The following is a 14,477-nucleotide window of genomic DNA, read 5'->3' on the forward strand; positions in this document are numbered from 1 at the left end:
ACAAAGAGCTACCTCGAAAGGGTGGCTCTTCTTGTTTTGAAGACTTGAGGACTTTAGGACTGAAAGACTGGAGGACTTGGAGACTATAAGACACAAGATAAAAGACACAAGAATAGGTGTTGTAGGGACTTTAGGACTGAAAGACTAAAGGATTTGGAGACTATAAGACACAAGAGAAAATACACAAGAATAGGTAAGTACAGAGGCATATGCAATATGACCTTGGGAAGAACAAAAAATAGCAGAGCTACATCTTATTTATGGTGTGGATCTGCTATTTTCATTTAGGGGCTGACTTAAGTCAGCCTCTAAGTGAAAAAGACTTAAAAACTGTAAGATGATAAACACCCTAAAGTCTTTAAGTCCTACAATTCTAAATCCTTAAGTCTTCAAGTCCTCAAAAAAAACCCTACGAGAATAAATCAATGATATCATCCTGCGATAGTTTTTTCAAGAACCCATCTTCCGTACTAATAATATCCTTAGCAATGTCTCGCTTTTTATCTTGAAGCAATAATATTTTCTCTTCAATGGTGTCTTTACAAATCATTCTGTAAGCAAATACACTCTTCTTTTGTCCGATTCTGTGCGTTCTATCAATTGCTTGCTGTTCAACGGCAGGGTTCCACCAAGGGTCTACTAAATAAACATAATCAGCTTCAGTAAGGTTAATACCAACACCACCCGCTTTCAAGCTCATCAAAAATACTCTGCAAGTTTCATCATCTTGGAAATGATTTACTCTATCCGCTCTGTCAGTCGTTTTACCATCTAAATATTCGTACTTGATGTTATGCTTTTCAAGATGTTGTTTAATTAGATCCAACATTTTTAAGAATTGACTAAAAATCAAAATCTTATGATTTCCAGCATTCTCTTCAATCTCACGAATGATTTCCTCTAGCTTGGCTGAATTTGTATCATATTCGGTATCATCATTTAATAGCGCTGGGCTATCACATATCTGACGAAGCTTTAATAAACCTTCAAGAATCAAGAAAGCAGCCTTTTCTCTACCATCTACTGACATTTTATCCACCAATTTTTGGCGATAAATCTCACGGAAAGTATCATACACCTTTCGTTGTTTCTTGTCCATTTCACAGTAAATAATACTTTCTGTTTTTTCAGGTAAATCTTTCGCTACTTCCTCCTTAGTTCTTTTGAGCATAAAAGGATACACAATTTTACGTAACTGTGAAGCCTTCTCTTTGTCTTGGTTCTTATCGATAGGGTTTGAAAACTCAGCCTTGAAAAATTCACCACTGCCTAATAACCCTGGATTGATAAATTCCATTTGAGAGTATAAATCAAAAGTGTTGTTTTCCACAGGTGTACCTGTCATCACCAAGCGATTACGTGACCGAAGTAATTTAACGGCCTTGGAAATCAAAGAATCTGGATTCTTGATAGCTTGTGATTCATCAAGGATAATATAATTGAAATCAAACTCACGAAATATTTCAATATCAGAACGCACCATGCCATAAGTCGTTAAAATAATATCATATTCTCGCCAGTGGTCGTTGATTTTTTGTCGAGTACCCCCACGGTGAACAAACAATTTTAAATCTGGACAGAATTTTAGTGCTTCAGCTTGCCAGTTGAAAATCAATGTTGTTGGCAAGACTACTAAGTTTACTCCTTGTGGGTTACGATTCTGTTGTTCTTGAAGAAAAGTAAGCATTTGAAGCGTCTTACCAAGCCCCATATCATCGGCAAGGATGCCACCCCAAGAAAATTCATCTAAGAAATTCAGCCATTTAAAACCTTCTACTTGATAGTCGCGTAGTTGAGCATTGATGTTTTTAGGCAACTCAATCTCTGCCATTTCTTTAAAATTAAGCAGTTTTTGTTTTTTCTCATACAATTCCTGCTCAAACTCAAAGCTATCGATGTCTTTGCTCAATTCATCAATTAATGAAAAGTGCATTTTGGAAAGCTGTAATTGATCACCTTTTACTTTTCCTAGCTTCAATACACTTTCATATCGCTTTAGCCATTCTTCTGGTAACATTCCCAAAGAACCGTCTTTTAATTCAACGTAGTTTTGTTTTTTCAAAACAGCTTTTTGAATTTCCTTGATACCAATCATTTGGTCACCAAACTGTACTTCTATTTTCATATCAAACCAGTCGATGCCCGAACCTGCTTTGATATTAAACTCTGCTTTGTGTGGATTATACCTAAACTTCTTTAAATCTTTGAACCCCAAAATCGTGATATCATGGGCTTTCATGGCTTCGAAAAACTTATAAAGCCATCCGTCTTTCAGAACATTATTGAAAGAAAGGAAGAAGAAAGGATATTGACTTTGATTTTCAAAAGAAGGATGCTGTTCTTTTATAAGACCATAATAGTTTTTCTCAGCTTCATAGTTTCTATGCAGAATAGTGATTTTTTCGTTCTCAAAATTTATTTTGTTTGTTTTTTGATCATGAGAAAACTCTAACCCGTTTTCATATTCATACATAGGTACAAAGAGCAAATTGCCTTCGTCTTCTTTCAGGTAGATTTTTATCTGTTGATAATTGACATATTGATTTTCAATTTCCTGATTGATTTGTAAATCAACAGTGAATTTATCAGCAAGAGGCAAAACAAAGTCTTGAAAGAAACCACCAAAATTAGATTTCTTTACCTTGAGTACGCCATTCTTTGGAAGATAACTTAATAAATTGGCTACCTCAGGATTGGCCAGTTTATACAAAACATTGCCGATGCTACGTACCCAATAACTATTAGGATTTACTAAAGATGCAAGCTTTGTTTTTTTCTGATTGATGGTAGTAAAACCTTCTAATACAATAAAATCGTCTTCTTCTGACAAGGTAAAGGAGAGGAATATACGTTCTTTACCAATTTTTATTTCTTCCACATCAACTTGACTGCTCACAAAAGAGGTCTTACTGGTATGAACTTGTTTGTCGGCTAATAGATTAAAAATTCTGTCTAACTTCTTATTAATATATTCTTCTACAATGGGTAAGTCGTTAGCAGATACTTCATCACGATTCAGGTAATCATAGAAATAAGGCAAGCGTAAATCTTTTTTCTTACCAAAAGCTTTCAGTCCGTCATCCTTAATACTATTAATTAAGCCTATCACTTGGCTATCGGCATCGGTCAATACTGGGAAACTTTCAAAGTCACTATCTTTCAGCGAACGGATATAGGCCATTTTGCCATTTGCTCCTGCCTTATAGGAATAGGTATCAATCGCTACATCGTTTACAAATTCTATTCCCTTGAAACGTAGCACATATAAAATTTGACGAAGCTCTCTATCAACATCATCGTTGTTGATTAAATAAGAATTTTCAGGCGTACGGAAAATACGATTATTGATATTTCTCCAGTTCTGAAATTGACTGATTTTTTGAATACTTTGGTCGATACGAACTAACTGAACAGAGCCATCCGCTTTTAGTTTAAAATCAAATTTATCTTGTAAATCGTCTTCTAAAGTAAAGCCATATTCAGATAGTAGTTTGTTTTTTTCTACGGTATAATCACGCATCCTGTCGAATGGATTATTCGGACCATAAGTATCACGAATGGCAATCAATGCACCAATTTTATGGATACATAGTTGGTTTTCGATATCTTGCGCACAAGAGCAAGAAGTGGCTACTTCACTATTGAAACGGAGCTTTTCAAATTTTAAATGAAAAATCTCTTTTTTGTATTCTACATCTACGATGGCGATGCCATCAATTGCTGAAATAATTTGTACATTTTGAACACTAGCCCTATTTTTCCAATCATCTAAACTAGAATGACTTTTCAATGACCAGTCGTCGAAAGTACTAATTCTGATAATGTGGTATGATGTAGGATATGTTTTCTTTAAAGGAAGTGCTTGTATGATGGTTGGCTTGCGAGTAAGTAAATCTTGTTCTAAAAATAATAAGGCTGCTACTCTGTGTTTACAAATCCCACCCCAGTCGTAGTCACAAGAACAACTAGAGCTTACAATGGCTGTATTCCAATTGCGAATATGAACGGTATAAAATTTTGAACTAGAATCACTTTTTACTTTAATAGTAGCTTCGCCTTTATCAGTGTAGGATATTTTTTCAAATGTAGTACCCCCTTTTTGATAAATAATCTTACCACGAGAAACACTTTGCGGTAAGGCATTTGATTTGAGGTATTTTCTTAATTTTTCTGCAAGGATTATTGACATTTTTCTGAATGCTTTGTTTGAAATCGGCTAATCCGCAAAGATACAGATAAAAGAAGTGGAAAAGTTAATTAAAAGAGAAAAGGTCAATAATTTACTTTTCATATAAATTTATTAATTTAGGCTACTATACCTTAAGTCGCTATAGATGAACTACTTCTCTACATTCCCTTTTGTCCGTTTTACAATTGCCTTGATTTTTGGCATTGTGATTTACAATTTTTTTACTCCTTTGAATATCAAGCTTATTTTTGGGCTTTGGCTAATCCTTATATTATTATATGTAGCCTTGTACCTTTTCAGGCAACAAATTAAAAACCATATACTTACAGGCATTTGTGGATTAGTAGCTTTAACTTTCACAGGTTACCTGCTTGCCTTTCATTCAACCGAAAATAATTATCCACAGCATTATTCACACTATGTTTCAAGACTTAGCCATTATGAAGTAATTGTGGATAACTTGGTCGAAGAGAAAGAAAATTCATGGAAAGCTATCGCTGAGGTTCGTTCGGTGATTATCGATAAGCGTATATTATCAACTTCTGGAAAAATACTGCTCTATTTTGATAATCAAACTGTGGAAAAACCAAAGTATGGGGATGTCTTTTTGATTAAAGGAACACCCCAAGCGATTTCAGCACCTAGAAATCCAGAAGAGTTCGACTATCGTCAATACATGGCTTGGCAAAATATAGGTTTTCAACAATATTGTCGTGCGTCAATAATTGAACAAGTAGGGCATTCGGAACAAAATACCATAAAGGCTTTAGCCATTAAAACTAATTTATTGGCTGATTCTATTTTAACCACCTTTGTAGAAGGTAAAGAGCAATATGGTGTAGCGAATGCCATGATTTTAGGTCAGCGAGATGATATTGATAACAATTTAATGCAAGCCTATTCTGCTACGGGTGCAGTACATGTATTATCTGTTTCAGGTTTACATGTAGGTATAATTTATGGTGTTTTGGTTTTCATACTTAGCTTTTTAAAGAAATGGGGCAAAAATGGAAAACTTCTCATACTAAGCATTACCTTAATTATCCTATGGTTCTATGCTTTCATTACAGGATTGTCGTCGCCAGTACTACGCTCTACCTTTATGTTTTCGGTGATTTTAGTTGCCAGAACATTTCAAAGGAAGGATAATGCCTATAACACTGTGGCTTTCTCGGCTTTCTGTTTGTTGTTGATAAATCCGCTTTTTTTATTTAATGTAGGTTTTCAATTATCGTATTTAGCTGTTTTTGGGATGATTTATTTTCAGCCAAAACTTAGTCCTTTTATAATAATCGATAAAACTGAAAGTTGGCTACATTGGCTTGGTTTTCATCTTTGGCAAATAAGCACCGTAGCCATTGCAGCACAGATTGCGACTTTCCCAATTGCTATTTATTATTTCCACCAATTTCCGAATTATTTTCTGTTGGCTAATCCGTTAGTAATCTTACTTTCTTCTGTGGTCTTGATAGCTGGGCTATTCTTTGTATTTTTTGCAGCATTGTTATTAGTCTTTCATCAACAGGAAATTATCAATGTTTTAGGTCAATGTTTTAAGTTTTTGATTTTAGCATTGAATAAAACAGTATTATGGTTTGAAGGTCTCCCTTTTGCCATTACTAAGTTTTTGTGGATTTCACAGTTGGAAATGTACTTATTATATGCGCTTATTTTTGCCCTAATAGCTTTGTGGAAAACACAGTTGTTTAAGTGGGTTCGTATCAGTAGCCTTATTGTTTGCTTGTTAATAGTGTTTATTATCAGTAAAAATATTAGGCAACGAAGTCAAGATTTTTTAATAATTCATGCTATTCCAAAACACAGTGCTTTTTCCATCATTAAAGGCAAAAAAGCAATAATATTGGCAGACAAATCACTTTTAGAAAGTAGAAAAGACATTGGTTTTAGGTTGAATAACCTTTGGGCGAAATGTGGGGTAGTTGATACGATGAAAATTAACTTAATGGACAATCAACGCCTAAAAGATTTCGACATGATTTCCCAAAGCAAGGATTCAATAACAATATTGGCTTGGCATGATAAGACCTTTTTATGGATAGGTAAAAATTTAAAAAAGAAAAACATTGATGCTCAAAAACAGTTTTTCGATTATGTGATTCTAGCCAACAAATCTGTACTTGATTTAAATCAGCTGGTGGATAAAGTGCAATTCAAGTGTTTAATCATAGATGCTTCTTATACAGATTGGTATGCTGATAAACTGAGTAATCAAGCAAAACAATTAGGGATAACTTATCATAATTTGCGAAAAAATAATGCGTATCAAATAGGTGTTGATGATTAATACGACAAAGTATTAAGTAAACTATTACCACTCATCAAACAAAATTTCCAAAATACACCTTAATCACTTAATTTAGACCCCTTAAAATTCTAATAATTTAAAGTCATCATGCTAAAAACTCAAACAAAACTTTCTCTGATTGCTTTGTCATGTTTTGCTTTTACAGTAAATGCACAAGACAAAAAAGGAGATACTAAAGCCCCAGCGGCCGCCACGACAGCGACAGCTCCTAAACCAGCAGAAGCGCCTAAGACTGGCCCTAAGCCTTATAAGGAGGTAATTACGGATAAAGCTAAAACTTCAAAAGGGCTTTTTACGGTTCACAAAATTGAGGATAAATATTTCTTCGAAATTCCAGACTCATTGATGGGAAAAGAAATCATGAGTATTACGCGTCTTGCTAAAACAGCAACGATTCCGGGTACTTATGGTGGTGAAATGTTGAACCGTCAGGTGATTCGTTTCGAGAAAGCACCAGAAAATAAAATTTTCTTACGTGCGGTTCAGTACATCAATGTTTCTGCTGATTCTACAGCACCACTTTACAAAGCTGTTAAGAACTCTAACGTAGAGCCAATCGCTCAGGCTTTTGATTTAAAAGCTATCAAAAAAGATTCTATAAGCAAAACGAGTGCTTCGGTAATTGAAGTAACAGATTTTTTCAAAGGAGATAATCAGATATTTTCTTTACCTCCTTATGCAAAAACAACGTATAAGTTTACCTCAATAGCCCTTGATCGTTCTTATATACAGTCAATCAAATCGTATCCAATCAATACGGAAATCAGGACGGTTAAAACATTTAATGCTGTTCCGCCAATGCCAGGTGGAGCACCAAGTCCAATTCCTACAGTAAATATCCCAGCGGCAGCGGCTACTGGAGCAGTTACGATAGAATTGAATACGTCAATGATTTTGTTGCCAAGCAAGCCAATGAAAAAACGTTATTTCGATAACAGAGTTGGATACTTTGCTACTGGATATACAGTGTTTGATGATAATTCACAACGTACAGAGGACCAAACTTTTGCGGTTCGTTGGAGATTAGAGCCTAAAAATGCTGAAGATGCTGCTAAGCAAAAAAGAGGAGAATTGATTGAGCCTAAAAAACCAATCGTATATTATATCGACCCTGCGACACCTGAAAAATGGCGTAAATATTTGAAGCTGGGTGTTGATGATTGGCAAAAAGCTTTTGAAGCAGCTGGTTGGAAAAATGCTATCCGTGGAGAAATCTTGACAGAAAAAGATACAACGATTAGCTTAGAAGATGCTCGTTATTCAGCGATTCGCTATTTCGCTTCGGATATCGAGAATGCTTATGGCCCTAACGTAAATGACCCACGTTCTGGAGAAATCCTAGAAAGCCATATTGGTTGGTACCATAACGTAATGAAGTTATTGAAAAAATGGTATATGACTCAAGCTGCTGCAGTTGACCCACGTGCAAGAAAAAATAAGTTTGATGATGAGTTAATGGGTGATTTGATTCGTTTTGTATCATCACACGAAGTGGGTCATACTATCGGTTTACGTCATAATTATGGTTCAAGCAGTACTGTACCAGTTGAAAAACTTCGTGACCCGAAATGGATTGCAGAACATGGACATACTCCATCAATCATGGACTATGCTCGTTTCAACTATGTAGCACAGCCAGAAGACGGTGTGAAAGACTTATATCCACGCATTGGTGAATATGATATTTGGGCTATCAAGTGGGCATACCAAGCATTAGACGGTGAAACACCTGAAGAAGACCAAAAAACACTTAATAAACAATATATTCAAGAGTTTGCTAAAAACCCAAGAATTTGGTTCGGAACAGAAACAAACCCTTATGACCCTCGTACTCAAAGTGAATGTTTGGGCGATGATAATATGTTAGCAAGTGAGTATGGTATCAAAAACTTGAAAAGAATTGTACCAAACTTAACAGAATGGACGAAAGAAGAAGCACAGGATTATGATATGTTATCAGAGGCTTATAACGAAATTGTTACGCAATATCGTCGTTATATTGGTCATGTTAGCAAAAACGTTGGTGGTGTTTATGAAACGCCAAAAACGATGGATCAGCAAGGAGCAGTATATGAACCAACACCTAAGGCTGTTCAGAAAAGTGCTGTTTTATGGTTAAACCGTCAGGTTTTTGATACGCCGTCTTGGTTATTAGATGATAAAATTATTACAAAAATCCGTCCAGACTATGGTGTCGATGCTATCAGCCGTATTCAGGAAGCTACTTTGAATAATTTATTTACTTCAGACCGCCTACAACGTTTGGTTGAAATGAATGCTAAGAACCCAGCGAGCTATGGCTTAGATGAATTCTTTACAGATGTTCGTTCATCTATTTGGTCTGAAGCACGTACACACAAAGTAACAGATGCTACACGCAGAAACTTACAAAAAGTGTATGTTGAAAAAATGATTAGCATCTTAAATGGTACTGCTGTAGGTGGTTCGGGCGGGTTTAGCTTCAGAGGAACTGTTGTTCCTGCTGCGGTTGATCCTCGTAAAACGGATATTACTTCGGTAACGCGTGGTCATTTATTAGCATTGAAAAGTGAGTTGAAAGCAGCCTTGCCTTTAACAAGCGACAAAATGACAAAATATCATTTTGAAGATGTATTATTCAGAATAGAAAAAGGACTAGATCCTAAATAACAATAGACCATTTGTTTTGATAATGAAATCCTGCCAGTACTGGCAGGATTTTTTTGTTATCTTTAAATATTAATAATTAATCAGATGGATTTCGGTAAACTACCTATACAAGAAATAGATAAAGTAAATTTCACCTTACAGGCAGACAATACTTTCAATGAAAAAGTATTGGGCAATGTGCCTGTCAAAAAACCTATTGTACACGTTGGCTGTCCGGTTTGGTCAAACAAAGATTGGAACGGAAAAATTTACCCACATTCAGCCAAGACGGCTGACTATTTGTCGCTTTATTCCAGACAATTTAATACGATTGAACTGAACGTTACTCATTATCAAATTCCAAGTGAAGAAACGATTGAGCGATGGAAAGAAGAAACGGCAGATAATTTTACCTTCTGTACAAAGTTTCCTCAAATTATTTCGCATGATAAAATGCTTCAAAAGGCAGAAAGTTTAACAGAAGCTTTTTGTCGTAAAATATTGGATTTGGATGAAAAACTGGGAATGCCATTTTTACAATTAGCACCCTATTTTACACCAAAACAATTTTATGCCTTAGAAAAGTATCTTAAAGATTTGCCTCCTGAATTGAGAATAGCTGTAGAGTTTCGACATGAAGACTGGTTTAAAAATGAAAAAATCTGGCAAGAAGCTTTGTCATTGTTAAATCATTATGGGCATGGCACTGTTATAACGGATGTAGCAGGAAGGAGGGATGTAGTGCACCAAAGTTTATCAAACAAAATAGCCACAATCCGTTGGGTGGGAAATGAACATTCTTCCGACCGTCAGCGTGTAGATGAATGGATACAAAAATTAAAAACATGGTTTCATCAGGGTTTAGAAGAAGCCTATATTTTTGTACATATTTGCGAAAGTACCTTTGCACCAGAATTAGCCCTTTATTGGATTCAGCAATTGAATAAGCATTGTAGTTTAAACCTAAAAGAGCCAAAGTTCTTACCAAAAGTAGAACAGATGAGTTTGTTTTAGCTGTGAGCTTTGAGCTATCAGTTATGAGTTTTCAACTTTAATAATGTTTGAATAAAAAGAAAAAAGGCTCATTGCTGATAGCTCAAAGCTCACAGCTAAAGAAAAATTTATCCTATTTCACACTAAATACCAAATCTTTAGGAAGTAAATTTCAAAATAATAACTATTTTTGCATCATGATTTTCAAAGGCACACATCATTACCATCATGTAATTTCCTAAACAGGGAAGGCTGATGAGTATTGTGCCAATAGCAACGACACAAGTATTCGATATAAATAGAAGCCTGATTCCTGAAAAGAGTCAGGCTTTTTTTATGCAAAACGCTGAGTTTAAACGAGCATAACAGCGATTTACCCTTAATTCTGAAAAATGAAAACAGTAATAGTCAAATACAATGCAGGGAATGTTCAGTCGGTAATGTATGCCTTGGATAGAATAGGTGTAAATTATCTTTGGACAGATGATGAGGATGAAATTCGTTCGGCTGATAAAGTGATTTTTCCCGGTGTAGGCGAGGCAAGTACTGCGATGGCTTATCTGCGTGAAAAAGGATTGGATAAGGTTATCCCTTCATTGAAACAACCTGTTTTGGGTACTTGTGTGGGTATGCAATTGATGTGTCGCCATTCTGAGGAGAATGACACTACCTGCATGGGAATTTTTGATATTGATGTAAAACGTTTTGATGCTACTTCCTTTAAGGTACCTCATGTTGGTTGGAATAACATTTACAACCTTAAAAGCGAGCTGACCGATGGCTTAAAAGAAAGTGCTTTTATGTATTTTGTGCATAGCTATTATGCCGAAATCAGTCAATACACTGTGGCAGAATGCGATTATGTTCAGCCTTTTTCAGCAATGCTCCATAAAGATAATTTCTACGCCGCCCAATTCCACACCGAAATCAGTGGGAAGGAGGGGCAGAGGATTATTGAGAATTTTTTGAAGATTGATTGAGACTTTAGAGGCAAGATACAAGAGGTAAGAATGGTAGTTGTTGCGAGTATGAATGAACGAAAGAGTTAATAAAGATTTTATAACCTTAAAACTTTCAAAATATGCTTTTACACAATTTTAAAGAATTGAAAGTATGGCAACTGTCTATTGATTTTGTAACTAAAATATACGAGAAGTCTGCTACATTTCCACGATATGAAATTTATGGTCTTACTTCTCAATTACGTAGAGCTGCTTTATCTATTCCTTCAAATATTGCGGAAGGTTCAGGAAGAGGAAATAAAGAGTTTGTTCGATTTTTATCTATAAGTATTGCTTCGGCTTTTGAAGTAGAAACACAGTTGATTGTAGCTAAAAACTTGAATTTTATTTCAGTGAGCGAATTAGAAATACTACTAAATCAAATACAAGAAATACAGAAAATGATACATGGATTGGGCAGAAGTCTGGAAGCAAAAAATTGAACAATAAAAAATTTGATGGTAAATATCTTATTGTTCTTTTCTAAAATCTTGTCTCTTGCTTCTTTCATCTTGTATCTAAATAATCAAAAAAATGATCCAAATAATACCAGCCATAGATTTAATCGACGGGAAATGTGTTCGTCTTACACAGGGCGATTATGCTCAGAAGAAAATCTATAATGAAAACCCATTAGAAGTCGCCAAGTCGTTCGAAGATGCTGGCATTCAGCGTTTGCACCTAGTTGATTTAGATGGAGCAAAACAAAAACGCATCGTTAACCATAAAGTATTAGAACTGTTGGCGACCAAAACCAATTTGCATATTGATTTTGGTGGAGGTGTACAGTCTGACGAAATGATTGAAATTGCGTTTAACTCAGGTGCGAAACAAGTGACAGGCGGAAGTGTAGCCGTAAAGAATCCTACTTTATTTGAAGGATGGTTACAGAGCTACGGTGGCGAAAAGATTATTTTAGGGGCTGATGCTCGCAATGAAAAAATTGCTATTTCAGGTTGGGAAGAAGCTACTACTACTTCTGTATACGACTTTGTAGGAAACTATATAGAAAAAGGAGCAAAATATGCTATCTCGACAGATGTGGCTAAAGACGGATTATTAGAAGGACCAAGTTTTGAATTATATAAAAATTTACAAGACCAATTTCCTAGTCTACAAATTATTGCTAGTGGAGGCGTTTCGGTAATGGATGATATTTTGAAATTAGACGAAATGAATATTTTCGGAGTAATTGTTGGTAAAGCAATTTATGAAGGAAGAATTAGCTTAAAACAGATTGCAGCATTGCATCAATAACTGTGAGCTTTGAGATGTCAATTTTCGGAATTTTCTTTATTTTTTAAGAAGAAAATATTTTTTACCCGCAGATTTTCGCAGAAAAAATACGCTGATGTCGCTGATAATATAAGTTCCTAATGTCCTTTAGTCTTAAAGTCTTAAAATAAAAAAAGGCTCAAAGCCGATAGCTATAACAATGCTTACAAAAAGAATAATACCTTGTCTTGATATAAAAGATGGTCGTACGGTAAAAGGCACAAACTTTGTAAACCTGCGCGATGCTGGAGACCCCGTAGAGTTAGGGGCAATTTATGCGGAACAAGGAGCAGACGAATTAGTATTTTTGGATATTACTGCTACGGTGGACAATCGAAAAACATTAATAGATTTAGTAAGAAACGTAGCTCGTAATGTAAATATTCCTTTTACTGTTGGAGGAGGCATTTCATCTATCGAAGACGTGTCTGCACTTCTCAATGCTGGAGCTGATAAAGTATCTATTAACTCCTCGGCAGTGCGTAGACCAGAACTAATTGACGAATTAGCTTTGCAGTTTGGCTCGCAATGTATTATCGTAGCGATTGATACACGCTTTGTTGAAACGGATAAAGGTATTAAAGAACATATAGTACATACGCATGGCGGAAGAAAACCAACAGAATACCGAACTTTAAATTGGGCGAAAGAAGTAGAAAACCGTGGTGCAGGAGAAATCTTATTGACATCAATGGATACGGATGGTACCAAAGCAGGTTTTGCCAATGAATTAACGGCAACTATCTCGGGTAATTCTTCTATTCCTATTATTGCCTCAGGTGGGGCAGGTACTATGGAACATTTTAATGAAGTGTTTACTATTGGTAAAGCTGATGCTGGATTAGCCGCTAGTATTTTCCATTTCAAAGAAATTGATATTATTGCATTAAAAGAATACTTGAGAGATAAAGGTATTTCGATGAGATTATAATGAAATGATGTTGATTATTTATTAAAATTCAAGAGAGAGTAACTGAGGTTGTTTTAATTCTTTTAGGAATTAGGATTGCTATTATTTCAAGAAAATAACCATAAAGAACCAAATTGGTTTGAAAAAAATGAAAGTAGACTTTGAAAAACAGGGTGGATTAATCCCTGCTGTCATACAAGATGCAAAGACAGAAAAAGTATTAATGCTTGGTTATATGAATCAAGAGGCTTTGGAAAAAACAGAGCGTGAAGGAATAGTAACTTTTTTTAGCCGTTCTAAACAACGTTTATGGACTAAGGGTGAAACTTCTGATAATTTTTTACATGTTGTAGAAATTCTAAAAGATTGCGACGAAGATACTTTATTGATTAAGGTAAACCCCGCAGGCCCTACGTGCCATACAGGAGCTGACACTTGTTGGGGTGAAAAAAATGAACCTGGACAAGCAGGATGGTTGAATCACCTAAAGGCTGTCATCCGTGACCGCAAAAATAATCCTTCGGAGAAGTCTTATACTGCAAGTTTATTCGAAAAAGGCACAAATAAGATTGCTCAGAAAGTAGGAGAGGAAGCAGTAGAATTGGTGATTGAAGCGATGGATAACAACGATGAGCTGTTCAAAGGGGAGGCTGCGGACTTATTATTTCATTATTTAGTCCTATTAGAGCAAAGAGGACTTGACTTTGATGAAATTATTGATGTACTTCGCTCAAGACATTCAAGATAAATGAATATTAAAAAACAAATAAAATTGTAAAATGATAAACTTCATTATCAAGTATTTAGTCCTTGCCATTGTCATTATGTTTAGTACTAGATATATAAATGGAATTTTTATTGATGGTTTTCAGACTTCCTTTTTAGTTGTATTGGCGATGGGTTTTGCCAATACCTTTGTGAAGCCTATTTTAAAACTAATCAGTTTCCCAATTACTATTCTTTCGTTGGGTTTGTTCTTGTTAGTTATCAATGTAATAGTAGTATATATAGTAGATTATTTTATTGATGGATTTTCAGTAAGAGGTTTTATTCCTCCTTTGATTTTTAGTTTTGTATTATCAATTACCTCTACAATATTAGGATGGTTTTTTGATAAAGATTAATATCATATAAGTATTTTATATTACCCAAATT

10 protein-coding genes are annotated in these 14,477 nt (G+C 35.1%); 9 read left to right on the forward strand and 1 reads right to left on the reverse strand.

Features of this window, described 5'->3' with window-relative positions; translation table 11 throughout:
- Positions 1-409 precede the first annotated feature (409 nt).
- The gene (locus AC07XN_RS18615) at positions 410-4,189 is read right to left on the reverse strand and encodes an SNF2-related protein (protein WP_494744132.1); all 3,780 of its coding nucleotides are present in this window, start codon (positions 4,187-4,189) and stop codon (positions 410-412) included.
- Between the two features lie 145 nt (positions 4,190-4,334).
- On the opposite strand from AC07XN_RS18615, the gene AC07XN_RS18620 reads away from it, so the two are divergent.
- From AC07XN_RS18620 to AC07XN_RS18660, 9 genes are all read left to right on the forward strand, one after another.
- Positions 4,335-6,494: a ComEC/Rec2 family competence protein gene (locus AC07XN_RS18620; protein ID WP_494744133.1), complete on the forward strand. Its 2,160-nt coding sequence runs from the start codon at positions 4,335-4,337 to the stop codon at positions 6,492-6,494.
- A 108-nt stretch (positions 6,495-6,602) separates the two neighbouring features.
- Positions 6,603-9,164: a zinc-dependent metalloprotease gene (locus tag AC07XN_RS18625; RefSeq protein WP_309923073.1), complete on the forward strand. Its 2,562-nt coding sequence runs from the start codon at positions 6,603-6,605 to the stop codon at positions 9,162-9,164.
- Positions 9,165-9,248: 84 nt separating this feature from the next.
- The gene (locus AC07XN_RS18630) at positions 9,249-10,157 is read left to right on the forward strand and encodes a DUF72 domain-containing protein (RefSeq protein WP_494744134.1); all 909 of its coding nucleotides are present in this window, start codon (positions 9,249-9,251) and stop codon (positions 10,155-10,157) included.
- Positions 10,158-10,528: 371 nt separating this feature from the next.
- Positions 10,529-11,116 (forward strand): imidazole glycerol phosphate synthase subunit HisH, encoded by a 588-nt coding sequence (gene hisH / locus AC07XN_RS18635; protein ID WP_494744135.1) that lies wholly within the window; start codon positions 10,529-10,531, stop codon positions 11,114-11,116.
- Between the two features lie 101 nt (positions 11,117-11,217).
- Complete coding sequence (locus AC07XN_RS18640; protein ID WP_494744136.1) at positions 11,218-11,580, forward strand: four helix bundle protein; 363 nt, start codon at positions 11,218-11,220, stop codon at positions 11,578-11,580.
- Between the two features lie 91 nt (positions 11,581-11,671).
- Complete coding sequence (gene hisA / locus AC07XN_RS18645; RefSeq protein ID WP_309923064.1) at positions 11,672-12,394, forward strand: 1-(5-phosphoribosyl)-5-[(5-phosphoribosylamino)methylideneamino]imidazole-4-carboxamide isomerase; 723 nt, start codon at positions 11,672-11,674, stop codon at positions 12,392-12,394.
- Positions 12,395-12,572: 178 nt separating this feature from the next.
- A complete protein-coding gene (hisF, locus tag AC07XN_RS18650) occupies positions 12,573-13,343 on the forward strand; it encodes an imidazole glycerol phosphate synthase subunit HisF (RefSeq protein ID WP_309923062.1) in 771 nt (256 codons plus the stop codon).
- A 127-nt stretch (positions 13,344-13,470) separates the two neighbouring features.
- Entirely contained in the window at positions 13,471-14,070 is a 600-nt protein-coding gene (gene hisIE / locus AC07XN_RS18655; RefSeq protein WP_309923060.1) for a bifunctional phosphoribosyl-AMP cyclohydrolase/phosphoribosyl-ATP diphosphatase HisIE, read from the forward strand.
- 31 nt (positions 14,071-14,101) lie between these two features.
- Positions 14,102-14,446: a phage holin family protein gene (locus tag AC07XN_RS18660; protein ID WP_494744137.1), complete on the forward strand. Its 345-nt coding sequence runs from the start codon at positions 14,102-14,104 to the stop codon at positions 14,444-14,446.
- Positions 14,447-14,477 lie beyond the last annotated feature (31 nt).

The organism is Arcicella sp. GW458-12-2-14-TSB2 (assembly GCF_059423785.1).